Below are 21,905 nucleotides of genomic sequence, written 5' to 3'. Positions count from 1 at the left end.
AGGGTGAGCGTGCAAGAGGACGCGTCCAAAGTCAGCTAACAGCTTGCGTCTTTTCAGAAGTTCGGCGGTGAACATTCTTGATTGGGCGATGCTTTTTGTCTATTAGTGCACCATGGGATTGACGATGGCGTCGTCACTAACCGAATTCCGATTAGAGCATCCCTATCCAACCATCCTGAACGCCGGGATCTTGCTTTGCCGCTCTTGTGGTGAGGGAAGGTGCAACCGGTATGAAGCACGCTCCTCCTCGTCACACTCGGCCTGAACAGGAGTATACCGATGTCCGGAATATCCGAGTTTGGCGTTGCAGGACAGCGCCCAGATTTTTACCGTTTTCACCAAGGCGAAAAGGTGCTGCCTTTTGCCGACGCCGAATATGAAGCACGCTTGACCAAGCTGCGTGCGGTCATGGCCGATGAGGGCATTGATGCCTGCGTGTTAACCTCAATGCACAACGTCTCCTACTACTCGGGCTTTTTGTATTGTGCGTTTGGTCGGCCTTACGCTCAGGTGGTCACAGCGACCGAAACCGTCACGTTCAGCGCAGGCATCGACGCGGCACAGCCCTGGCGTCGTGGCTATGGTGACAACATCACCTACACTGATTGGCAGCGGAACAACTATTGGCGTGCGATCCAGTCTGTGACGGGGTCCGGTAAGGTAGTCGGATTCGAAGGGGATCACATTTCCTATACACAACTGGGCTTGATGGATGAATTCCTGGCACCCTCTGTCAAGAAAGACATCGCGCCGACAACCATGCGGTTGCGCATGCACAAATCTGAGGCAGAGATCGAACTGATCCGAGCAGGTGCCGCGACAGCGGACGTTGGTGGATATGCCATCAAGGACGCGATCAAAACCGGAGCGCGCGAGATCGACGTTGCCATGGCCGGACGCGATGCGATGGAATTGGAGATTTCCAAACGGTTCCCAGATTCTGAAATCCGCGACACATGGGTCTGGTTCCAGTCTGGCATTAACACCGATGGCGCGCACAACCCTGTGACCTGCCGCAAACTAGAGCGCGGTGACATCCTCAGCCTCAATACCTTCCCGATGATCTCGGGCTACTACACGGCGCTCGAGCGCACACTTTTCGTCGAGGAGGTGGATCCGGCCAGCCTCAAGGTCTGGGGAGCGAATGTCGCTGCCCATGAATACGGAATGAGCTTGCTCAAGCCGGGTGTGTCCTGCGCCGAGGTCACGCACAAGATCAACGACTTCTTTGCGGAGCGCGACATGCTGCAGTACCGGACCTTTGGATATGGCCATTCCTTTGGCGTTCTGTCGCATTACTATGGCCGTGAGGCAGGGCTTGAGCTGCGGGAAGATATCGACACTGTGCTTGAACCGGGGATGGTGATCTCGATGGAGCCAATGCTGACGATTCCTGATGGCCAGCCCGGCGCAGGCGGCTACCGCGAGCATGACATTCTGGTCATCACCGAAGACGGTAACGAGAACATCACCGGTTTCCCCTACGGACCGGAGCACAACGTCGTCGGGTAAACAGTCCTGATCCAAGGTATGAGCGGCTACAGCTGCTCATACCGGCTCTAGCTGTGAGCTTTCAGCAGGTTGTCCATTCGATCCAGACCGAGTTGGTTGGAGTTACCAAGCACCAACCTTGTTCGGAGGGATCGAATGAACGTGCACAAGAATGCCAGACTGACGCCATTGGGTCGAGAGCGGCTAGTGGGGATGATTGCATGCGGGATGAGTTTTGCGCAGGCTGGGGCGATCTGCGGCTGCTCTGCCAAGACGGCCACGAAGTGGTGGCGGCGGTATGAACAGGAGGGGCGCGAAGGTTTGCAGGATCGCAGTTCACGCCCTTATTCTCTGCGCAATCCTACGCCTGATGACGTGGCAGACCGGATCATCGCCTTGCGCCGTCAGCGTCTTACCGGGGCACATATTGCGGCAAGGACCGGCGTTTCGGCGGCGACGGTCAGCCGGGTTCTGCGCAGGGCGGGCCTTTCGCGGCTACGCGATCTGGAGCCTGCCGAGCCTGTACGCCGGTATGAACGCGATCATCCCGGCGACATGATCCACCTCGATATCAAGCGTCTTGGCAAGTTTGAGCGCGCCGGGCACCGCATCACGGGCGACAGGACAGGCCAGTCGAACAGCCGAGGGATCGGCTGGGAACATGTGCATGTCTGTGTCGATGACGCCTCGCGCCTGGCCTTCACCCAGGTCCATCCCGACGAAAAGGCGGTGAGCGCGGTGGCGCACCTGAATGCGGCGGTGGCCTGGTATGCGTCCATCGGGGTGAAGGTTGCGCGGGTGATGACAGACAATGGGTCGTGCTACAAATCTCATGCTTTCAAGGCCGCCTGTGCCGAGCTTGGCATCCGCCACATCCGCACCAAACCCTACACGCCCAAAACCAACGGAAAAGCCGAGAGGTTCATCCAGACTGCTCTGCGTGAATGGGCCTACGCCCGAGTCTATCAGACCTCAGACGACCGCGCCGCCGATCTGCCGGTCTGGACCCACCTCTACAATTGGCACCGCCCACACACGGCGCTAAAATCAAAACCACCCATCAGCCGGCTAGACTTTGATCGGAACAACCTGTTGAGGTTCCACATCTAGCGCGACACTATTTGTTGTTGCCCACCGTTTTGAGCCGCCCTCGGTGCCCATAGGGTGTTTCGCCGTATCGCTCTTTGTAATGCCGTGAGAATACGTTGTTCGAGTTGAACCCTGACGCCATGGCAACTTCCATGACACTCAGGTTGGTTTCTGTAAGCAATGTGCGCGCGCGTTCCAATCTGATGTTGCGATAGGTTTGCGCCGGAGCCTCGTTCAGCAATTGTCTGAACTGACGTTCAATCTGACGGCGCGAAATACCCGCGCTTGTGGCAAGTTCATCGAGCGTCAGCGGGTCCTCGATATTGTCATACATGGCCCGCAGAACAGCAAGGATACGAGGATTGCGAGAGCTGATGGCCTTGGCGATTGAGGAGCGCTGTTCGCTGCGGGTCGCGACATCGGGGCCGTTCAAACACATATCCGAAACGGCGATTGCAAAGTCTTCGCCATAGTCTTCGGCGATGATCGAAATCATCATTTCAGTTGCCGCAACACCACCACCGCAAGTCAGCAGACTTCCGTCCCTTTCGAACCTCTGTGGTGTGGGCTCCAGATCGGAAAATGCCTCAACAAATCCGGGCTGGTTTTCCCAATGAAGGGTGAAAGTCTTGTCCCTGAGAAAACCCGCGCGCGCGAGGGTCGCAGCACCGGTGCAGATGCCGCCAAGCTTGCCGCCAAACCGGGCGTGGCGGCGTATGCCCCCCAAGACATCGTCGGAGGCCGCCTGAATACTATTGTTGCCCGAACAGACAAAGAGGTAGGTATCGGGGTTCAGATCGTCCAGGCTGCCATGCACATCAATATCGATGCCGGAGGATGACGAAACAGCCCTGCCGTCATCTGAGATGGCCAGCCATCCATAGAGTGGTTTTTGGGACAGCTGGTTGGCGATGCGCAGAGGATCCAGAGCAGCGCTGAACGCGAGCAAAGTGAATTGGGGCAACAGCAGGAACCCGAACCACCGGGTTGCCTTGGGATCCTTGACCGGATAGCTGAACGCCCCCGCGGGCACGAGATCCGGCCGATCTACAGTCATGCTCTCGTTTTTGATCACAGGACGCGATTACTCCGCGATGTCCTCTGCCCAGAGCTCCGGTTTTTCATCGATGAAGCGCTGCATCAGAGCAATGCAATCGGGGTCATCTGCGACTATCACTTCAACGCCTTTCGAGCGTAGGAACTCTTCGTTCCCGCCGAAGTTGGTGTTTTCGCCGATCACCACGCGCGGGATGCCGAATTGAATGATCGTCCCGGTGCACATCATGCACGGGCTGAGCGACGTATAAAGCGTCGTGTCGCGATAGGTCTTCTGGCGGCCGGCCTTGCGCAACGCATCCATCTCGCCATGGGCAATCGGGTCGCCTTTTTGGACACGTTGATTGCGCCCTTGGGCTACGACTTCGCCGCCGCGCGCCAGCACTGAACCTATCGGGCACCCGCCTTCTTCAAACCCGGCTTTGGCCTCGTCGTAAGCGATGCGCAGCAAGCGTGTGTCGTCAGCGTTCATGTCTTGTCCCCCAGGATTGGCCCGTCGTAGTAGGGCAGCCGTTCAACGCTTGGCATCCAGGTGCCATTCTCCTGCAACTGGTCCATATGATCGGCAATCTCGTCAAGGGTGGCAAACCAGACGTCTTTGGTTTCCTGCGTTTTGGCAATCCATGCTTCAACCTGCTTCCACCGCGCCAATCTCCCTGTGAGAAAAGGATGGATGATCAGCATAAAGAAACCACCGGCGTCATACTGCGCCTCGAATTCCTCCCAGAAACCGCTGAGCCCGTGCGACGGGCTTGCAACTGGCATCATGTACCCAATCTCGTCGTAATGCGCGAAGGGGGGCCAGTCGTCGGTACCCCAATGCACAGGCATTTCGTAGAGAGATCCATTGGCCGTGTCCAAACGGTACGGAATGTCGTCGGCCATCATTGAGCTGTCATAGCGAATGCCGTGTTCGATCATCAGATCGACGACTTCCTGCGTTATGTTGTAGACCGGTGCACGGTAACCACGCGGCTTTTGCCCGCAGATGCGCATATGCGCATCGAGCGTGCGCTCGAACCACTCGCGCTGCTCCCCGCGTGTCTTTATAGGGTCTTCGTGCAAGTATCCGTGGTGGCCGATCTCGTGCCCGTCTTTCAGGATCGCCTCGGCCACATCCGGGTAGGTCTCCAAACACCAGCCGGGGATGAAGAACGATTGCTTCAGGCCCAGACACCGGTAGGTGTCGAGGATGCGGGGTAGCGCGACCAGAGGGCCATAGCGGCCCATTGAAATGGGGTAGAGCCGGTCGTGGCTGTCTTCGGGCTTGGCGATGTGGATCAGGCTGTCCGCATCCATGTCGAACGTAATTGCCACGGCGCATTTGGCACCATTGGGCCAGGGGATGGGGTTGCGGATCACATCGTCAGCTTTCGTTCAGGACGTGGGCGCTTTGCGTGTCCCACGACAGCCAGATTTCATCACCAGAGTGCAGATCGAACTTGGACAGTTCGCGTTCCTGCATCTGGACCTTGAATTCATGGCCCTGCGCGTCTTCGAGGAACAGGGTGACCATGGAGCCGACGAATTCTTCAGAAATCAGCTTGCAATACGCCTTGTTCCCGCCGACGGGTTCTTCTGATGCGATGTGCACCAGATCGGCGGAGATCACGAAGCTGGCGTTGTGGTCTTCGACCAGCTGCACCTCGTTCGTGGGTACTGTGAATTCGCCAGAGGTGGTTGTGATGCGCGCCGTACCGCCGTCAACAGATTTGACTTTGCCTGCCAGAATATTGTTGCGGCCCACAAACTCGGCGACGAACTGGTTTGCAGGGGCGCGGTAGATTTCCTTGGGCGTGCCGATCTGACCAATCTCGCCTTTGCCCATGATGATGACGCGGTCGGCCATCGCAAAGGCCTCGGACTGGGAGTGGGTCACGTAGACAAAGGTAATCCCCAACTCGCGCTGAAGGTCCGTGAGGACGGCCTGCATGCGAATTACCAAATGAGCATCCAGAGCTGACAATGGTTCGTCCAAGAGCAGGATCTGTGGCTCCATCACCAGCGAACGAGCCAGTGCAACACGTTGCTTCTGGCCACCTGACAAGGTCGAAATATGGCGGTTCTCAAATTCGAGGATCCCCATTTTGTCGAGCCACTTTATCGCACGCTCTTTGCGTTCCGCCTTGTCAACGCCACGCATCTTGAGACCAAATTCGACGTTTTCGCGCGCCGTCAGGAATGGGAAGAGCGCGAGTGACTGCCAAACCAAAGGCGTGTCGCGCTCGTGCGGGGCAACGTCATTCATCACTCGATCATTTAGGCGAATCTCGCCGTGCGTCGGCGCTTCGAGGCCAGCCAACATGCGCAAAGTTGTGGTCTTGCCGCAGCCGGATGGCCCCATGATTGCGAGGAACTCACCTTCGCGGATTTCGAAATCCAGTTCTTTAACTGCAACGAAATTGCCGAAGTGCTTTTGTACTTTGTCAAAGACAACCAGCGGTTTGCTCATGCGTGCAGGCCCTTGATTTGGCGGCTGGCGAAGAAGAGCTGTGCCAGCACAACCAGCGTCATTGATGTGAGGAAGACGAATGTCCCGATGGCGTTGACCTGCGGGTCAATATTGCCCTGAACGATTTCGAGAACGACCACGGGCAACGTAGAATTCAGGCCAGAGACAAACCATGACACAGCAAATTCGTCGAAGGAGACAGCGGCCGTCAGGAACAGGCTTGAAAAAATGGCAGGCTTGCAGAACGGCACGATCACATGCCGCATGGTCTGCCATTCCGATCCGCCCAGGTTCCATGCAGCGGATTCGAGGTCCGGGTCCATTTGGTTCAGCCGCAGGCGGATCACAGCCATGGCAAAAGGTGCTGTCAGCACGCTGTGCGCAATGATGATCGAATAAAGCTGCCCGGACATCCCGATCTTGGACAGCCACGCAAGCATGGCCAGCGCCATGATGATCAGCGGAATCGTGGGCGGCAGCAGGATCAGCGCAAGGTACGGGCCTTTGAATCGGAAGTTGTACCGGAAGTCGGAATAGGCCGTGCAAAAGCCTAGGAATGTCGCGATCACAGCCGTTGAGCAGGAGACGATCAGGCTGTTGCGCGCGGCTTTCCAGATGTCCGGATCGGCCAGGACCTTAGCGTACCATTCGGTCGAAAACTCACCCAACGGGATCGTCGGGAAGCGCTGCGAGTTGAAGGAAAAGATCATGCTGAAGATGATGGGCGCAAATACGAAGGCGAAGATCAGGACGACATAGATGCCAAGGATAAAGTTGAGGGATCGGCTCTGTTTCATTTTGCGCCCTTCCCCTTGCGATAGGCCAAAGCAATGCCGGTGAAGGCGATGGCAAAGAGCGTAACCATCATCATGATCGCGACAACGGCTGCGCGCGGCCATTGCTGGCCGGACTTGGTGGTATCGAGGATCAGGATTGGCAGGGTCGGTTCCTGCGATCCGCCCAGATAGAAGGGTGCCACAAAGTCACCAAAGGACAGAATAAAGCAGAAGATCGCCGCGATGATCAGCCCGGTCTTGGACAGTGGAATGATCACCTGCCAGATCGTGCGCAGGGGCGAACAGCCAAGGTTGCGCGCCGCCTCAATCAGGTTTTTGTCGATATTGGCCATCGTGACGGTTTGCAGTATGACCACCAGCGGCAGGGTCAGAGTCATGTAGCCCACCAGCGTGCCGAAGTTGGTGTTCAGCATGGTGTAGGGGCCAAGGCCGATGTAGCCCAGCACGGCATTTACCACGCCACTTTCGGACAGAATCACGAACCATGAAAATGTGCGCACCAGATAGCTGGTGAAAAACGGAATGATCAGCAGAAAGATCGCCCAGCGTCGCGTGCTTTCAGAAGCGCGGAAGGCCAATGCAAAGGCTGCCGGAAAGGCGATACACATCGCGCAGACGGTGGACAGTGTGGCGATGCCTATCGTGTACCAATAGCTGTCCCAGAAGAACCCGCGCGTCAGCATCCGCGACCAGTTCACGAACTCGAAGGCTTCGGTCATGCGATAGTTCTTCACCAGGAAGAACGACATCGCGACCATGAACAGAACCGGCCCGACAAAGAAGATCAGCTGCCAGAAGATGATCGGCAAACGCCACGTCAGCGCATAAAGGCTTGGGCGATTTTCAGGATTGGAAGACATGGGGCTGTGCAGGGCTTTCGCGTCTTAAGGGAAAAAGGGGGCGACCTGTTGGCCGCCCTTTTTTGGTTCTTTGGGCCCTAGATCAGGCGCTCTTGTACTCGGACCAGAAGTCGTTCCAGTCCTCCAGCGTCTGCTGCTGAGGAATGTCGCGGTAATGGACCCGGCCTTCCTTGATCAGTGCGATCGGATCTTGCGGATCACCATCGACCTGGTGCGACCGCTTGGCTTCCGCCATGTCAGCCTCGATCAGGGCGGCGCGGCCAGCCTTGGTCACGCAGAAGCCGGGATAGGCCGCCATCTGTGCAGATTTCACCTGACCTGCAGGGGACATCATGTACTGGATGAACTTCTTGGCCTCTTCGGCCTTTTCGCTGCCCTTGCCGATGGAATAGCTTTCAGTGAACTGAATGCCGCCTTCCTTCGGGATCACGGACGCGACAGGCGCGCCGTCTTTTTCTAGAACGCCGGTGATCCAGTCACCGATGCCAACCATCGCCTGCATCTCGCCGTTTTTCAGGCCATTGAACGTGCCGCCATAGTCAAAGAAGCCGCCAACCTGCGAGCGCAGGCTCATGGTGGTCTCCTGAACCTTGGACCACTGATCGTCGTTCAGGTTCCAAAGGTCAGCGCCATTCCCATCATAAAGGCTCATCTGACCTAGGGTCGGCAGGTGCCAGTCAAAATGGCCCACTTTGCCCTGAAGCTCCGGCTTCCAGAAGCAGGAATAGCTTTCCGCTTCTTTCGCTGTCACGGAGTTCTTGTTGTAGGAAACACCCAAGTGCCCCCCGCGCAGGATCATGGAATACATCTTGCCGTCCGCCCAGTGGCCGGGGAACTGCGAGAAGTCTTCGTGCAGCATGTCATCCAGCGGATAATCTGCCGGGTTCATTTCTTCGATGTAGCCAGCTGCGTTCAGCTGCTGCACGAATTCTGCGTCAGACAGGATCAGATCGTAAGTGCCCGGAGGGGATTGGGCGATCAGCGCCAGCATGTTGTCGCCACCAGCATAATACTTTGGCACGAACTTCACGTTGTTTGCAGCCTCATACTCCGCAACCACATCAGCCTCTCCATGGCCGTACCACGCAAGCATGTTGATTTCGGTCGTTGCCGCCCAGGCGCGGCTGACAAATGGTGTTGTCAGAACGGCTGCGCCGCCAGCTTTCAGCAGTTGGCGGCGGTTCAAGCCCAATAGTGATGAAGTTACGGTTGGTCTGTACATTTGTGTCTCCCGGTTGGTCACTCTTTCCCAGCAAAAGAGCATTTGATTTTTCGCCGAACCATAGTGTTCAGTCTGATTTTTGTAGAATGGTATGGTAAAATGAGACTTTTAGGAAATTTATCGTTGATATGCCTTCATAATGAGCAGTTATGCGTCAATAGCGCTCGATGAGCGTTGCTCCAAGGTGTTGATCATGGCATCCATGGCCGCGTATCCGCCCGCACCCAACTGAGCCTGTCGTGCGAAAAGCCCGATGTGCAAAGGGGCAAGAACCGGCAGGCCGTCTTGTTCAGAAAAAGTGCGCATGCCGCTTTGGACCGTCGGAGCAGTCAGGCACGAAAGGCCAAGGCCATCCTGGACCGCGCGTTGAACGCCACCAATGCCGGGACTGGAGTAAGCGATGCGCCAGCTTTTTCCCACCAACTTCAAAGCGGTAGCCATACGGTCGCGGTACACACAACCAAAGGGGTGCGCGACAAGGGGGATGTCAGCATGTTCCGGGATCTCGAACCCGTTGGCGCCAACCCAGGTTGGTTGTTCTTTCCAGTTGCGGAATAGGAACTGCTGGTCGTCCCCGTCGAACAATGCCACGGCGATATCGATTTCGTTGCTCCGCATGGCCGCCAGCAGATGCTTGGACAGATCACATCGAATTTCGATCTGTGTATCGGGGAATTGTCGGACAACGTCCGTCAAACAGGCTTGCAGGGTGTTGACCGCATAGTCCACAGGCAACCCCACCCGCAATCTTGCTGCGGGATCACGCTGCTCAAACTCCGCCATTGCCAGATCGTTCAGGCGCAGAATCTGGCGCGCATGTATGGCCAGAGCCTCCCCCCGCTCCGTGAGCGATATCTCTTTGCCCTTCCGCGCAATGAGCGGATAGCCAACCGCTTCTTCCAAGCGCTTCACTTGCAGGCTGATGGCAGGTTGCGTCCGACCAAGTATCTCGGCCGCGCGCGTGAAACTTGCCACCTCAATGACAGTGATGAAAGCTCTGAGGAGCTCTGTTGAAAGGTTGACCGCGCCCATACGAGAACATTAGCGCTGAAAATGTATAGCGAACAACGATAAAGTTGCTTTATGCAAATCGTATGATCACCCTCTATTCGAACAAGACGCTGACGGACTCTCCATTCGCGATCCGTGTGATCGCCTTGGCGAACATTGGCGCAATCGAAATCTCGCGAATTTTCGATGATGCGGTGACCGCTTCGGTAGCGCAAATTGTGTCGGTGATGACCAGGGACGTCAGATCAGATGCATTGATCCTGTCGACAGCCTTGCCGGACAGGACCCCATGGGTGATGTAAGCAGAAACTTCCGCCGCGCCATTTTCGAGCAGCGCCGTCGCGGCATTACAGAGCGTACCGCCAGAGTCGATAATGTCATCGACCAACATGCAGGACTTGCCAGAGACGTCCCCGATTATGTTCATGACTTCAGACGAGCCGGGCTTGTCGCGGCGCTTGTCTACAATTGCGAGGCCAGTCGAGAGACGTTTCGCCAAAGCGCGTGCGCGCACTACACCGCCTACGTCCGGGGATACGACCATCACATTGTCGCGGTCCTTTTGCTTTTCGATATCCCGCACGATTTCGGGCACCGCGTAAAGATTGTCGGTGGGAATGTCGAAGAAACCCTGAATTTGCCCTGCATGCAGATCCATAGTTAGCACCCGATGCGCGCCCGCCTGCGTGATCATGTTCGCCACAAGCTTTGCCGTGATCGGCGTGCGCGGGGCTGATTTGCGGTCCTGACGGGCATAGCCGAAATAGGGGATCACGGCGGTGATCCGCCCGGCAGAGGATCGGCGCAGCGCGTCGATCAACACCAGCAGCTCCATCAGGTTGTCGTTGGCTGGATAGGACGTTGATTGGATGACATAGACGTCATCGCCGCGCACGTTTTCCTGTATCTCGACAAAGACTTCTTCGTCGGCAAACCGACGCACGTTACACTCAGCCAGAGGGACACGCATATGCGCGGCAATCGCTTCAGCAAGCGGACGGTTACTGTTTCCACAGATCAATTTCATCTGTCGAGCCCCTCTGGTCAGAGTTTGATTGGATGTGCGCCGGGTTCAGGCCTTAGACCGGGAACGCCATCTCGGGTTTGTAGGTCTTGAAGCTTTCCAGATACTGCGCATTGGCCTGGCGCTGCCATTCGGTGCCGGGCTGGATCGCGGTGACGACCTTGTACTTTTCGCGATAGGACTTCGTATTGTCATTCTCTTCCATGACAATCGCCACCATGCCCGCAACTTTGCCCTTCTGCTGTTCAACCAGCTGGACAGCACCATGCATCGTGCCGCCGGTTTCAACCCACTGATCCACCAGCAAAACCCGCGTTCCGGGTGCAAAGGCGGGCGTGCGCATTTCCATCGACTGGGTTTGACCGGAGTAGTTGGTCATAGACGCGCTGTCTGTATCCACACAGAGCTTTCCGGGTTTGCGAATGGGCAGAAACCCCTTCCCGATACGGGCCGCGATGCCCGCCGCCAGAACAAAGCCCATCGCATCAAGGCCCGCGACGACGTCAATCTCATCGGCATCTAGATCAGCCACCAGATCATCCAGCAGATCATGATACGCCTTGCCGTTGATGTAGATTGAGGTCGGGTCAAGCCATGCAAACTTGTCGCCTTTGGTGTTCGGGGCCATCAGCGAGAAGTACCAACGGTCGTCTCTGGGTCCTTTGTCTTGAGCCATCTTTTCTCTCCCTTATGTCTGTGTGAGGTCCATGAGCCGCTTCAGGCGCTCAGGATCAATATTGTAGAAATCGCCGTCAAAATTGATGCCGGTCGCGACCATGAAAAGATCAACCGCATCTGCATATTGCGCTGCGTTTTCAGGTGTGATGCCGGATGCAAGGCCAAGTGCCGTGTCGCCGCAATGCGCGCGAAACGTGTCGATCTTGCCAACATCGGCTGCGTGGCCAGTCGCCACGCCGGAGGTCACAACGACGTCCATGTAGTGCGTCGCGATGCGCGCGCTTTTGCCATACTGTGCTGGATCAACGTCGCGCTGCTTTTTGAATGCGGTGCCGCCGATATAAAGCCCGGTCCAACCGCTTCCTTCGCGGATGGCCGCGATCTCATCTGCTTCGGGCTGATCATCTTCCGCACGGCGTTCATCCATACGTGCGTCATCGGCCCAGTAACCATCGACCTTGCACCCTTCAGCTTGCATCTCTCCCAGAATTGGGAAGGCAAACTTGCCGGTGACCGCCAGAAAATTCACCCCGAGCCAAATGTCCGGGAACGCCTGCCGCATCTCCTTGATGATCGGGACTAGTTTCTCTTTCTCGAAGTCGTGGTTGATCAGAAAAACCCCCGGACACCCGCCAGCAATGGCTGCTTTGATGTTCCGCTCGGCCTGTTCGCTGTCAAGCACATGAATGACAGGAAGAATGACAGGACCAGTTGCGCCAAAGGTCTTTTTGAAGTCGTGTCGATCCATCTCAATTCTCAATCCCGGTTATTGCGAGGACGCTATCATCGGCAATGGAATTTAGAAAATTTATTGTGCTTATTAGTTCATTTAGCTTGGAAATGAATGCATCTCGATGAGAACGCCTGCGGTTCTTTGCAAAACCAGCCGATGTCAAAGCGGAGCTAATCTTCGGCACGTCTCCGACGAGAAGCACGTAAGCTTCATTCCAATATGCCGAGAACTGTCTATGCTCCTTTGCGAATGGCCCCTCGCCAAACAATGCAACTACCCAGACATAATCCACGAAAGCCCGTGCCCATGGCCTCGTTCGACCCCTCCCGACCCGATGGTACCAACCGCAGTCTTGAGATTGCCGTTTCCGCTGACGGCACACCCAGAATGAACCACACCTACACAATCGACGCGCGATGCGGCGTGGCGGTGCGCGTCGGCGCAGGTCAACAGCTAACCGTGATGAACCCCAGCGGCCATCAAGTCTGCGATTTCTGGATTTTTGCAGCAGATGATGTGGGTGAGTATTCTTCGATGGAGCATTTGCACACAGCCCTAGGCTCGATATTCCCCAAAGTAGGTGACAGTGTGACCTCCAACCTGCGTCGCCCCTTGATGACAATCACGGAAGACACATCCGATGGTGTGCATGACACGATAATCGCCTGCTGCGATCATGCCCGGTACCAGCAATTGGGCTGCACGGAATACCACGACAATTGCGCTGATAATCTGCGGATGGCGCTGATGGCCATTGGCCTCAAAGCGCCAGCTGTTCCCGCCCCTTTCAATCTTTGGATGAACGTCCCTGTGCAAGCCGACGGCAGCACAAGTTTCGTCGCACCCGTGTCAAAACCGGATGACCAAGTGACCTTCCGCGCCGATATGGACGTCATCGCCGTCATGTCCGCCTGCCCTCAAGACGTCACGCCAGTCAACGGCGTGGGTGTCGCGCCAGACATTCTGAAGTTCTACGTCGCGGACACCTGACGTATCCGACCAATTCAAAAGCAGTTGATTGATACCCTCGCCGAAGTTGCGCTGTCATTGTGTCAGGAGCTTACGGGGAAAGATCTCAGCTCCGATGGCGATCGTTAACCTTGAAGTGGCGACGTCTAGCGGTTGTTCGAGCAAGGTACAGGGTTGGAACTACGGGCTCCCCTCCGTCATTCGGTAGTGGAACAGATTTTTGGGGCCCGACGAACTCTGAATGTCCGCTCCCGCGGCTCGCGGCCGCAACGCAGCGATGGTTGTGCTGCAAGAGAAAACAAATGCTGCGTCAGCAACATGGCTAAACATCAATGTCGGCAAAGTCCGCTTCTTGCCTATTCAAACGTGGTGCAGCGAATGCCCGGAATGTCCAAGGACAAGAGTCCGTCCCAATCGGAACAGACCCCACATTACTCCAACCCGGTGGTCTCGCTGTTCCCGGCAACACATTCACCGGCGCGAACAATCATCTATCATGTCCTCCGTGGTTAAAGACTGTGTCCATCATACTCATGGACGTGGGTAGCCTGTTCGCGGGTATGGGCAATCTCTTGCACCACGGCGGCAATCTTGCTGGATGAAACTTGGTGCAGCTCACCAACAACGGCCTCCGCGCGCTCGTAGCTGTCCGGAACGCCTTGGCTGTTGAAATGGGCGGCAGCGGTGGAAATGTCCGCGTCTTTCCAAGTCGCCGTTGTGCCGATTGAAACGCTGTCATGATCGTTGTAGCGGGCCAGGAACTTGCTTCCGTCGAGACCGAAGCTGTGCGCGGTCGCCACAATGTCATCACGCACAGCCAGCCATTTTTCGGCTTCCGTGGGGTCCAGGTTGTCCAACTCGGCCGCATTCATGGATGTGGTGTAGCTGTCATCAGCCAAAGTGTATGCCTGCAGGTCGGTGTCATATGGGCGCAGTTCGGCAACATCGCCTTTCAACTCCCCGATCTGAACGTCCATTGCGGCACGCAAGTGTGGATCTTCGACCTCTCGTGCAAGAGCCTCCATGTTCTCGATGGAGTTCACGATGTCCTTGGTCTGCTGCTCGTAGTTCTCAAAGATGGCCTCCCCCAAAGCGGATTGCATATACTGAACATAGCGATCACCGGGCGACTGGTAGTCGTCGGACTCCTGAAAATCCTTGTCACCACTCAGATCCGCAAGGGACGAATAGTAAGGGTGATACAGATCGTATTCCTGAGCATCACTCATGTGCTGAGAAACCAAAGCCTGCATATCGTTCAGATCAACCGGCTCCCCTGACCGCTCCGCAGCTTCAAATTCGATTTTGAATTCTTCGACCAGATCTTGTTGCGCAGTATGTTCGTCAACACGGCGGTTGGCCTGGTCCTCGATGTCGAAGCTGTTTGAGGCGATGGCTGCACGATCAAAGCCCATCGCCTGCTGTTCTTTCCTGATGATGTCGATCTGCTCTGAAACGCGATCTTCACGCGGGGCGGATTGATCAAATCTGGAATAGGGTGCGAAGTGTTCGACTTCGTTCAAAAGATAGTCTGTACGCGAAACCATAGTTTTTCCTTTGCGAGTTGATGGAAAACTCTGTGATGGGTCTGCCTGGGGCGTTGGCGCGCGCATCAGGCAGACCGGTTAAAGTCCTTACAAGCTGTGCCCGTCATCGTCACCGCGCCCCTGCAAGAGCGGGTGCGTTGCGTGGGCGTGAACGTCTGAAAGTTCTTCTGAGATTGCGATGATCCTGGAAGACGCAAGCTGGTGCAGCTCGTCAACAACGGCCTCAGCGCGGTCGTGGCTGTCGGGTAATCCTTGCGCCTGGAAGTGGGCCGCGGCGGTCGAAATGTCGTCGCTGCGCCATCCCATTGTTGTACCCAGGGTGACGTTCTGATGATCGCCAAAGCGGGCAACGAACGCCTCGCCATCGAGGCCGTAGCTGCTGGCCGTGTCGGTGACTTCTTTGCGGATCGCTGCCCACTTGCCGGCCTCTGAATAATCCAAGACATCCATTTCGGCAGTGCCCATTCCCATCATCGTTGAATAGCGGCGGTCCTCGATGATGAAGGCTTGAAGGTCCGGATCGTTGGTGCGCAGGTCCGCAACGTCGCCCTTCAACTCGCCAATTTGAATATCCATAGCGACACGCAGATGAGGGTCGTCAACCTCACGGGCCAGCCCTTCCATCTTGTCGATGGATTGCAGCAATTCTTTGGTCTGAGTCTGGAAGTCCTCATAGGCCCCCTTGCCCAAGGTGTCCTGTATATAGACCTCGTACCGGCGTGCTGCCGGGGCATAATCAGCGGACGCCTGGAACTCCTTGTCATCGACAATATCAGCAAGGGCAGACAGATACGGATGGCTCTGTTCGTTGTCCCGAACGTCGCTGATATGGGCAACAACCTGAGCCTTCAGCTCGGGTGCGATTGTTTCCTCAGAACCGCCTAATTCGATGTGTCGCCGCAAGTTGCTCATGACTTCGGGCGACACATAAGACGGGTCTCCTGGCTCGCCGTAATCATCAAAATGATGGGCTTGATCCAGCAGATGTTCCATTCTCGATACCATAGGTTCCTCACTTTCAACGAGTTGGATGGCAAACTCTTCGATCCGGTCTTTGACAGCGTTGGCGCGCTCATCAAACAGATCCGACATTCTTGCGATGGAGAGTGTCATCACATCACCGGCCATGTCGCGGGCCGTAACTTCAACCTCCGGAGTGCTTTCAACAACAGACAGTCCGGCCTGAACCTTCCACGTGTCGGTCTCAACTTCCTGCCGCAAACCGCGCTCAAGGCGGGTCGTTGCGGTCAGCTCAATTCCGTATCCTTCGGCAACCTCAACCTGGATAGAGCGCTGAACGTCGATGTTCATGTCGCTGCTCATACCCATAGCCAACCACTGCCCATGTTCCACGCCTCGGTTATTCACAACGATGTGGACATGGGGGTTGTCAGTGTCGTTGTGGAACACGGTCAGATAGTCCCAGGTATCGCCAAAATCACCGCTCCCAAACAGGCGATCCGCGAAGTCCAAACCGGCCTCATGCGCGGCATCCGGATAGGTGCCTTCGGGAAAAGAAACGATCATGTGACGGGTATAACCATAGTTGGTTTTCCCGTTGAAATCCTCGGCCCAGGTCTCGATCAGATCACTCACCTGATCGGCATCGAGCGGGGTCACACCATTGTCGCGGATGTCCAACACGCCCTCTGCCCTGACGGTCAGGTAATTGATCTGGCGGCGCAGCTCATGCGCTTTTTTCACCCCACCTTTGCGGACGTGTTTCACAACCGCCTCGGGCTTTCCAACCACAGCACCAAGCCGCGCCTTGATGGATGAGGCCCGCGAGATCATGAACTTCATGCGCTTGGCGGTTTGCAGCTGCTGGCTGATCTGCTTGGACCGATCGATACCCTTCTGCGCTTCCCGGAAGGCTAGCTCCAGAAAGTCCCCTGCCGTCAAATTGTGAGCCGCGACGTTCATGCTTCAGATGTCCTCTCATCGTCGCGCAAGATTCGGCGAATGGCGGAGTCTGGCTCTCGGTTTCGGCGGGCCGCGGTGATCAGCGCCTTCAGGTCTTGCCGGTGCTGGATGATCGCACGATGGAGGTTTTCGACATCGCGCCGGTCGTCATCGGTCCAGATCACCGAACCGCGTTTGGCCGATTTTGCGAGCTGATTGAGGTTGGTGTATCCACCCTGAACCTGCCGCAAGTGCGTCTGCCAGAGATCGACAACGGCCGGGTCAGGATCGAGATACCCGATCAGACGATAGATCAGTCGTTGGATGATCTGGTTGCGGCTCTTGGCCCCAAGCGACTGCACGGCCTCCTCCAAACGCACCAACGCATCTGACGGCAATCGAACGGAAAAGACAGTGGTGTCGCCGGGCTTGCTCAATGTATACCTCTGGTTGTTTTTATGACTTGTAACACAACTACCTTATCCTGTCATACTCTCCAAGAGGAAACCGGGGGTGATTTTAGAAATCCGTATTTTCTCAAATTGCCCCCGGAACAGTTTTGCTCTTGGAGGCAATCTCCACGCCGGGAAAAGGGTCCTGCCCCTTTTCCAGCCAGCAGGCGTGGGTGCCGGTGGACCGGCGCAGGGCAATCACGCAAAGCGGGAGCTGCCCGAACAGCGCCCGTCACATACCGGCACGTTCAAGGTCAGTATGGCATTTTCCGCGCGCCTCAGCGCGCTCAATGTCCCGCCGCTTTCGCGGCGGGTGTGGCAGGGTTGTCTGCTGCCGCATTGGGGCAGGTCGGCACCCCTGCCCGGTCTTAGGACCGCGCGCCACCTGTGGCGCATATGTGGTCCGGCCTGCGGCCGGAGCAGAAGAAAGGGCGGCTTGCGCCGGCCTGCCCTCCCGTCATTCGGTGACGGGATCGTCATCGGTGCGCTTCGGGAAGGCCACCATCTCAACGCCAGGGAACATGCTGTGCTTGACCTGGATCGAGGTGATGGTGCCGGTCTCATCGGTATTGACGAAGAGCACCCCGCATCGATCCCAGAATGTCTTGCCTTCTTTTTCACCGGTCTTGACGCTCAGTTTCAGAGTTTGAGTTGCCATTGTTTGATCCTCGCTATGGCGTGTTTCGATGAACAAGGGAAAAGCGGGCATCAAGGGGATGTCAGCAGGGAATTTGATCCGCGCGGAATGCGCCGCAGGCGCAGGGGACATTCCTTGTTGAAGCGCGGCGCCCGGCCCGGGCGCCGCGCGTCTTCCCCGACTGCCCGCTTATGTTCATCCCTTCAGAAACACCGCAGCCGAGGATCTTCTCCGGCAACGTACTTGAAACTGTCAGACCTGGTGAAAGGCAAGGCTTTCTGGGATCGCTGCGCGCGGAACATCTGAACAAAACGATGTCTTTGATGGCGGCAACATCACCTCGATCCGACACAGGCGCGGCGCTCAGTTCTAAGTTGGGGGTTGCCCTTCTGGGTCGGTATGACCGTCGTCGCAAAGGATGAAGAATGACGGACGGTGCAAACCGCCCTATCCAACTGGCGGAGGCCAAAGACCGGACGGTCCGGCCCTGGTCCGTGCTTGTGCGGATCAGGTAAACAGCCGGACTCAATTTGGATTGGCGGGTTCGGTAGGACGCCCCGGTAATCCGCAAGAACTCTCTCAAGCGCTGTCGCGGGGCGAGACCGGCGCACGGGCAGATACAGTGATGAGTACGCCAAGAAAAAGGCCCACCGAAGCGGGCCACGAGTTTAACCAAAGGAAAATCTGGAGGTATTCTTTACAGGCTAACGCTTGCGCGCGCGATCGACAACACCGTCAGCTGTGATCGTGGCAATGCGATCCTCTGTGCGGCGGGTCATTTCCACCCCGTCACCCGTCATATGCGCCTCGGCAAATTCCGTGAACTTGAAGATGCTGCCATCTGCTTCAACATGGGTTTCGTCCTCTGCCGAGCGCCGCTTCACCGATCCGTCATGGCGGATTTCGATGATCGTGTTGTCGGCCATTCGGACCGTCACGGTATGCTCATCTACAGCGACACCCTGCCACCAGGCATCTGCATCGCGGCGCACAACAATGCGGTTTGGGTGCAGCTTGATCTGCACGTCCTGTACCTCGTCCGGATCAGCGGCTTTGACGACCACGATGGCCTCCTGCGCGCTGGGATCACCATGGATCGACGCGCTCCCGTTTTTTGGCGGCCAGAGCTTCGGCTGTGTGCGCGGCTTGCCCTTCTGGTCTGTATGAAACCCGACGAACATCTGCGCGGATTTCCAGACGCGGCGGGCGGCTTTTTCAACCGTAGACGGAGCTGCATCGGTGGACATGGTGGATAGCCTTTAAAGTGGGTTAATTCACGTGCATTTTCGGGGTGAGCGTCACACCCACAGCGCTCAGCACTTTCAGCACCGTGCCAAACTCGGGATTGCCATTTTCGCTAAGTGCGCGGTAGAGGCTTTCCCGAGACAGACCAGATTTGTCGGCCACACTCGACATACCTTTGGCCTTGGCAACATCGCCAAGTGCCGACGCGATCAGCGCCGTGTCGCTGGTTTCAAAAGCCGCTTCAAGATAGGCTTGAATGGCTTCCGGGCTGTCCAGATAGTCAGCCGCTTCAAACTTCGTTGTTTTGACACCCATGTTTTTCACTCCAACTCTCTTGCCATCGCCTTGGCGGTTTTGATGTCGGCTTGCTGGGATGACTTGTCTCCCCCGCACAGCAAAACGATCAAAACGTCACCGCGCGACACATAGTAAACGCGATACCCCTTCCCTTCGGAGATACGCAGTTCACTCACACCTTCACCAACCGGTTTCACATCACCGGGATTGCCCAGGCTCAACCGCGTGATGCGAACCAAGATCCTGGCTCTCGCCCTTTGGTCCTTCAGGCCCTTGAGCCACTTGTCGAACAGGTCCGTCTTACGAATTTCTATCATACCTATATGTAGCCTACAGGCTACAACCTTTCAAGTCAAAACAACCTATACCATTGAACTAAAATCAAAAATCATTGCTGAAAAGCAGGGCGCGTTGCGCCCTGCCCTGCCAGTTTCAGAAGCAATCCGGCACCCATGCATCGATCCGGGCTTTCTGTGCCTCGGTCACGCCCAGTGCCTTTTGATGCTCTGGATCATTGAAGAGCTTGTGCAGCGCCTCGTTCTTGGCACCCTTTTTGGATTTCGCGAAGGCTTTGAACATGTCGGCGTCGATGTGCAGGTCCAGCAGGTCTTTGTAGAGATCATCCAGCTGCCAGCCTTTCAGACGCTTGAAGCAGTTTTCAGCCGAAGGGGTCCAGATCGCGCGCATGTCAGCCTCGATCTCAGCCTCGATCTCCGCCATGAACTCCGGGCGTTGGGTCAGAAACCGCCGGGCCAGAAAACCCGTGATCTCACCATTGCGGGTCTTCTTGCCCAGATCGCGAAACGCTTTGAACGCTTCCACGCTGCCTTGTGCGGCAATCTCGTGGAACTGGTCATAGGCTGCCTGTGCCGCTTCATCCCGTTCTCCGCCAAGACGCGGGTCGAGGATGAACTGGTCATCGATCTCGGGTGTGTTCCGCTCGGCACCACCATAGCCAAACCCAAACAGATTGCTGCTCAGACCGGAGGCCGGGGTGGCAAAGAAAGCAAACAGGCTCAACACATAATCAGGCTTGTCCAGCAGGGCCGTTTGAACCGCTGCCAGCCGGATCGCCACCATGTCGTCGATGAACTTCTGCGAATAAACTGGTTTTGGTTCTTCCTTGATCTCCGGTTCTTTGACCGGGGCCAGAACACCAGCCTCAATGGCAGCCTGAACATGTTCCGCCGCGACATAGGCCGGGGATGTTTTGATCTCGCCATTGTTGGTGACATAGACAAACACGCCGGACAGCTTGCGCTGCGCGTCAGAATAGAACGGCGCCGTATAGTCCTCAAGCGCGGCCAGCTCCTTTTCACCATCCGCGTCCAGAGCCTCACCCTCATAGAGTTCGGCAAGTTCGTCATACCGTTCGGCCTGTCCTTCGGTGAAGTCCCGGCTCACCATGTCCAAACGGTGCATGTCTTTCGTACCCGAGAACCCATAGGGAATGTAGCTTTCCTCATGGGTGTCCACCCAGTCCCAGCCTTCCGCGTCGCGCAGTTTTTCCGCTTCTACCGCCAGTTTCTCGGCAAACAGACGATCCAGTAACGCGCCTTCATTGAATAGGGTTTCATCGGCAAACAGATCAGCGGTGACGGTGCCGCCCGCCTCAACATAAGCCTTCTGCCCGACAAATACGGCCTTGCGGCTAGTGCTGCTAACAGCCTCCGACGTCAGTGCCTGTTTGACATCATGCTCACTGAACCACCGACATTCTTTGGCCCGTTCCAGAACCTCCAGAATTTTCTCTTCTTCGGTGCTGACGGTCATGGCCTTGGCCAGCCCCATGCTGATCTCACCGGCTTTGAGCGCATCCAGAACGGCGGCGGGCAGACTGGCAAGCGCGAGGCGGCGGCGCACATGGGATTCGGTCACGCCAAACGCATTGCTGATCTTGGCAATAGACAGAGATTTCTCGGCCATTTTGCCATAAGCACGGACCTCGTCCACAGGGTCCAGTTCTTCACGGGCGGTGTTCTCCGCATTGGCCCATTGCTCAGCCACGAAGGGATTGTCCGTGACCTTAACGGGAACCTGTGCCAGATCAGCGCGCTCAGTCACGGCGATGTTCAGAGCCCGTAGGCGGCGACCACCGGCAACGATTGCGACTTTGCCATCGGTATCGCGCAACCCGCTGAGGTTCTGGATCAAGCCACACATAACCAAACTGTCGGCCAGAAGTGCAATACCTTCCTCACCAACCTCCTGTCGTGGGTTGATGTCAGACAGGTAGAGATCGGACAGGGATACGGTTTCGATGGTTTCCGGTGCGGTGAATGTTTCGACTTTGCTCATGGGGCAAATCCTTGTTTGAGTGTTTGAGATCGTGTTAAGGGTGCCCTACCCCTTCCGGGGTAGAGCGGAGCCGTTTAGATGGCTGCGTGTTGGATCAGGAAGCGGCGCGCGATGTGGAAATTGTCGCCCTTCCTGATTAGCGCCC

The 21,905-nt window shown here is 56.5% G+C and carries 22 protein-coding genes; 3 read left to right on the top strand and 19 right to left on the bottom strand.

Translation table 11 applies throughout. The annotated features are described in order from the left end of the window. Nucleotides 1-279: 279 nt before the first annotated feature. Nucleotides 280-1,512: an aminopeptidase P family protein gene (locus tag ACR0BZ_RS10375; protein ID WP_050687573.1), complete on the top strand. Its 1,233-nt coding sequence runs from the start codon at nt 280-282 to the stop codon at nt 1,510-1,512. 135 nt (nt 1,513-1,647) lie between these two features. Further along, complete coding sequence (locus ACR0BZ_RS10370) at nt 1,648-2,601, top strand: IS481 family transposase (RefSeq protein WP_050687571.1); 954 nt, start codon at nt 1,648-1,650, stop codon at nt 2,599-2,601. 7 nt (nt 2,602-2,608) lie between these two features. On the opposite strand, the gene ACR0BZ_RS10365 is transcribed toward ACR0BZ_RS10370, so the two are convergent. From ACR0BZ_RS10365 to ACR0BZ_RS10315, 11 genes are all read right to left on the bottom strand, one after another. Next, entirely contained in the window at nt 2,609-3,637 is a 1,029-nt protein-coding gene (locus ACR0BZ_RS10365) for a GlxA family transcriptional regulator (protein ID WP_050687621.1), read from the bottom strand. A gap of 27 nt (nt 3,638-3,664) precedes the next feature. Next, nucleotides 3,665-4,108, bottom strand: a complete 444-nt coding sequence (locus ACR0BZ_RS10360; RefSeq protein WP_050687569.1) for a nucleoside deaminase — start codon at nt 4,106-4,108, stop codon at nt 3,665-3,667. Next, nucleotides 4,105-4,998 carry a polysaccharide deacetylase family protein gene (locus ACR0BZ_RS10355; RefSeq protein ID WP_050687567.1) on the bottom strand — a complete coding sequence of 298 codons (894 nt, stop codon included), beginning with the start codon at nt 4,996-4,998 and terminating at the stop codon, nt 4,105-4,107. Before ACR0BZ_RS10355 ends, ACR0BZ_RS10360 begins: the two co-directional genes overlap by 4 nt. Nucleotides 4,999-5,002: 4 nt before the next feature. After that, the gene (locus tag ACR0BZ_RS10350) at nt 5,003-6,088 is read right to left on the bottom strand and encodes an ABC transporter ATP-binding protein (protein WP_050687565.1); all 1,086 of its coding nucleotides are present in this window, start codon (nt 6,086-6,088) and stop codon (nt 5,003-5,005) included. Continuing rightward, the gene (locus ACR0BZ_RS10345; RefSeq protein ID WP_050687564.1) at nt 6,085-6,885 is read right to left on the bottom strand and encodes an ABC transporter permease; all 801 of its coding nucleotides are present in this window, start codon (nt 6,883-6,885) and stop codon (nt 6,085-6,087) included. Before ACR0BZ_RS10345 ends, ACR0BZ_RS10350 begins: the two co-directional genes overlap by 4 nt. Next, on the bottom strand, nt 6,882-7,745 hold the full coding sequence (locus ACR0BZ_RS10340) for an ABC transporter permease (RefSeq protein WP_050687562.1): 864 nt from the start codon (nt 7,743-7,745) through the stop codon (nt 6,882-6,884). Before ACR0BZ_RS10340 ends, ACR0BZ_RS10345 begins: the two co-directional genes overlap by 4 nt. Nucleotides 7,746-7,827: 82 nt before the next feature. Continuing rightward, complete coding sequence (locus tag ACR0BZ_RS10335) at nt 7,828-8,967, bottom strand: ABC transporter substrate-binding protein (protein WP_050687560.1); 1,140 nt, start codon at nt 8,965-8,967, stop codon at nt 7,828-7,830. A 147-nt stretch (nt 8,968-9,114) separates the two neighbouring features. Beyond that, nucleotides 9,115-9,999, bottom strand: coding sequence for a LysR family transcriptional regulator (locus ACR0BZ_RS10330; RefSeq protein WP_050687558.1), 885 nt, complete (start codon nt 9,997-9,999; stop codon nt 9,115-9,117). Nucleotides 10,000-10,072: 73 nt separating this feature from the next. Next, nucleotides 10,073-11,005, bottom strand: coding sequence for a ribose-phosphate pyrophosphokinase (locus ACR0BZ_RS10325; RefSeq protein ID WP_050687556.1), 933 nt, complete (start codon nt 11,003-11,005; stop codon nt 10,073-10,075). Nucleotides 11,006-11,057: 52 nt separating this feature from the next. Next, complete coding sequence (locus ACR0BZ_RS10320) at nt 11,058-11,678, bottom strand: phosphoribosyltransferase family protein (RefSeq protein WP_050687554.1); 621 nt, start codon at nt 11,676-11,678, stop codon at nt 11,058-11,060. Nucleotides 11,679-11,690: 12 nt separating this feature from the next. After that, the gene (locus tag ACR0BZ_RS10315) at nt 11,691-12,428 is read right to left on the bottom strand and encodes a BtpA/SgcQ family protein (protein ID WP_050687546.1); all 738 of its coding nucleotides are present in this window, start codon (nt 12,426-12,428) and stop codon (nt 11,691-11,693) included. A gap of 252 nt (nt 12,429-12,680) precedes the next feature. On the opposite strand from ACR0BZ_RS10315, the gene ACR0BZ_RS10310 reads away from it, so the two are divergent. Next, the gene (locus ACR0BZ_RS10310) at nt 12,681-13,403 is read left to right on the top strand and encodes a DUF1989 domain-containing protein (RefSeq protein WP_480587401.1); all 723 of its coding nucleotides are present in this window, start codon (nt 12,681-12,683) and stop codon (nt 13,401-13,403) included. A 488-nt stretch (nt 13,404-13,891) separates the two neighbouring features. Here the strand turns inward: ACR0BZ_RS10310 and ACR0BZ_RS10305 are convergent, their stop codons facing one another. The 8 genes from ACR0BZ_RS10305 to ACR0BZ_RS10270 all read right to left on the bottom strand — a co-directional run bounded on the left by ACR0BZ_RS10305 (nt 13,892) and on the right by ACR0BZ_RS10270 (nt 21,760). Beyond that, nucleotides 13,892-14,929 carry a hypothetical protein gene (locus ACR0BZ_RS10305; RefSeq protein WP_170417776.1) on the bottom strand — a complete coding sequence of 346 codons (1,038 nt, stop codon included), beginning with the start codon at nt 14,927-14,929 and terminating at the stop codon, nt 13,892-13,894. Nucleotides 14,930-15,016: 87 nt separating this feature from the next. Continuing rightward, on the bottom strand, nt 15,017-16,852 hold the full coding sequence (locus tag ACR0BZ_RS10300) for a relaxase/mobilization nuclease domain-containing protein (protein WP_480920144.1): 1,836 nt from the start codon (nt 16,850-16,852) through the stop codon (nt 15,017-15,019). Then, nucleotides 16,849-17,268: a hypothetical protein gene (locus ACR0BZ_RS10295; protein ID WP_170417782.1), complete on the bottom strand. Its 420-nt coding sequence runs from the start codon at nt 17,266-17,268 to the stop codon at nt 16,849-16,851. The genes ACR0BZ_RS10300 and ACR0BZ_RS10295 overlap by 4 nt, the downstream gene beginning before the upstream one ends. 472 nt (nt 17,269-17,740) lie before the next feature. Beyond that, complete coding sequence (locus tag ACR0BZ_RS10290; protein ID WP_170417785.1) at nt 17,741-17,941, bottom strand: hypothetical protein; 201 nt, start codon at nt 17,939-17,941, stop codon at nt 17,741-17,743. Between the two features lie 683 nt (nt 17,942-18,624). Continuing rightward, complete coding sequence (locus ACR0BZ_RS10285) at nt 18,625-19,167, bottom strand: hypothetical protein (protein ID WP_170417788.1); 543 nt, start codon at nt 19,165-19,167, stop codon at nt 18,625-18,627. 22 nt (nt 19,168-19,189) lie between these two features. After that, on the bottom strand, nt 19,190-19,480 hold the full coding sequence (locus tag ACR0BZ_RS10280; protein ID WP_152460667.1) for an addiction module antidote protein: 291 nt from the start codon (nt 19,478-19,480) through the stop codon (nt 19,190-19,192). A gap of 5 nt (nt 19,481-19,485) precedes the next feature. Next, the gene (locus tag ACR0BZ_RS10275) at nt 19,486-19,779 is read right to left on the bottom strand and encodes a type II toxin-antitoxin system RelE/ParE family toxin (protein WP_170417791.1); all 294 of its coding nucleotides are present in this window, start codon (nt 19,777-19,779) and stop codon (nt 19,486-19,488) included. A gap of 115 nt (nt 19,780-19,894) precedes the next feature. After that, nucleotides 19,895-21,760 (bottom strand): ParB/RepB/Spo0J family partition protein, encoded by a 1,866-nt coding sequence (locus ACR0BZ_RS10270; protein WP_170417794.1) that lies wholly within the window; start codon nt 21,758-21,760, stop codon nt 19,895-19,897. Between the last annotated feature and the right edge of the window lie 145 nt (nt 21,761-21,905).

It is taken from the genome of Ruegeria sp. P8, from assembly GCF_056534665.1.
The sequence above is the reverse complement of the archived record's forward strand: the minus strand, read 5'-3'. Positions and strand labels throughout refer to the sequence as shown.

Bases quoted from the DNA above. Each gene is read 5' to 3' on its own strand.
- ACR0BZ_RS10305 (WP_170417776.1), bottom strand. From the start codon at position 14,929: ATGGTTTCGCGTACAGACTATCTTTTGAACGAAGTCGAACACTTCGCA.
- ACR0BZ_RS10375 (WP_050687573.1), top strand. From the start codon at position 280: ATGTCCGGAATATCCGAGTTTGGCGTTGCAGGACAGCGCCCAGATTTT.
- ACR0BZ_RS10290 (WP_170417785.1), bottom strand. From the start codon at position 17,941: ATGGCAACTCAAACTCTGAAACTGAGCGTCAAGACCGGTGAAAAAGAA.
- ACR0BZ_RS10345 (WP_050687564.1), bottom strand. From the start codon at position 6,885: ATGAAACAGAGCCGATCCCTCAACTTTATCCTTGGCATCTATGTCGTC.
- ACR0BZ_RS10335 (WP_050687560.1), bottom strand. From the start codon at position 8,967: ATGTACAGACCAACCGTAACTTCATCACTATTGGGCTTGAACCGCCGC.
- ACR0BZ_RS10320 (WP_050687554.1), bottom strand. From the start codon at position 11,678: ATGGCTCAAGACAAAGGACCCAGAGACGACCGTTGGTACTTCTCGCTG.
- ACR0BZ_RS10360 (WP_050687569.1), bottom strand. From the start codon at position 4,108: ATGAACGCTGACGACACACGCTTGCTGCGCATCGCTTACGACGAGGCC.
- ACR0BZ_RS10280 (WP_152460667.1), bottom strand. From the start codon at position 19,480: ATGGGTGTCAAAACAACGAAGTTTGAAGCGGCTGACTATCTGGACAGC.
- ACR0BZ_RS10340 (WP_050687562.1), bottom strand. From the start codon at position 7,745: ATGTCTTCCAATCCTGAAAATCGCCCAAGCCTTTATGCGCTGACGTGG.
- ACR0BZ_RS10330 (WP_050687558.1), bottom strand. From the start codon at position 9,999: ATGGGCGCGGTCAACCTTTCAACAGAGCTCCTCAGAGCTTTCATCACT.
- ACR0BZ_RS10275 (WP_170417791.1), bottom strand. From the start codon at position 19,779: ATGATAGAAATTCGTAAGACGGACCTGTTCGACAAGTGGCTCAAGGGC.
- ACR0BZ_RS10310 (WP_480587401.1), top strand. From the start codon at position 12,681: ATGCAACTACCCAGACATAATCCACGAAAGCCCGTGCCCATGGCCTCG.
- ACR0BZ_RS10350 (WP_050687565.1), bottom strand. From the start codon at position 6,088: ATGAGCAAACCGCTGGTTGTCTTTGACAAAGTACAAAAGCACTTCGGC.
- ACR0BZ_RS10325 (WP_050687556.1), bottom strand. From the start codon at position 11,005: ATGAAATTGATCTGTGGAAACAGTAACCGTCCGCTTGCTGAAGCGATT.
- ACR0BZ_RS10365 (WP_050687621.1), bottom strand. From the start codon at position 3,637: ATGACTGTAGATCGGCCGGATCTCGTGCCCGCGGGGGCGTTCAGCTAT.
- ACR0BZ_RS10285 (WP_170417788.1), bottom strand. From the start codon at position 19,167: ATGTCCACCGATGCAGCTCCGTCTACGGTTGAAAAAGCCGCCCGCCGC.
- ACR0BZ_RS10315 (WP_050687546.1), bottom strand. From the start codon at position 12,428: ATGGATCGACACGACTTCAAAAAGACCTTTGGCGCAACTGGTCCTGTC.
- ACR0BZ_RS10270 (WP_170417794.1), bottom strand. From the start codon at position 21,760: ATGAGCAAAGTCGAAACATTCACCGCACCGGAAACCATCGAAACCGTA.
- ACR0BZ_RS10300 (WP_480920144.1), bottom strand. From the start codon at position 16,852: ATGAACGTCGCGGCTCACAATTTGACGGCAGGGGACTTTCTGGAGCTA.
- ACR0BZ_RS10370 (WP_050687571.1), top strand. From the start codon at position 1,648: ATGAACGTGCACAAGAATGCCAGACTGACGCCATTGGGTCGAGAGCGG.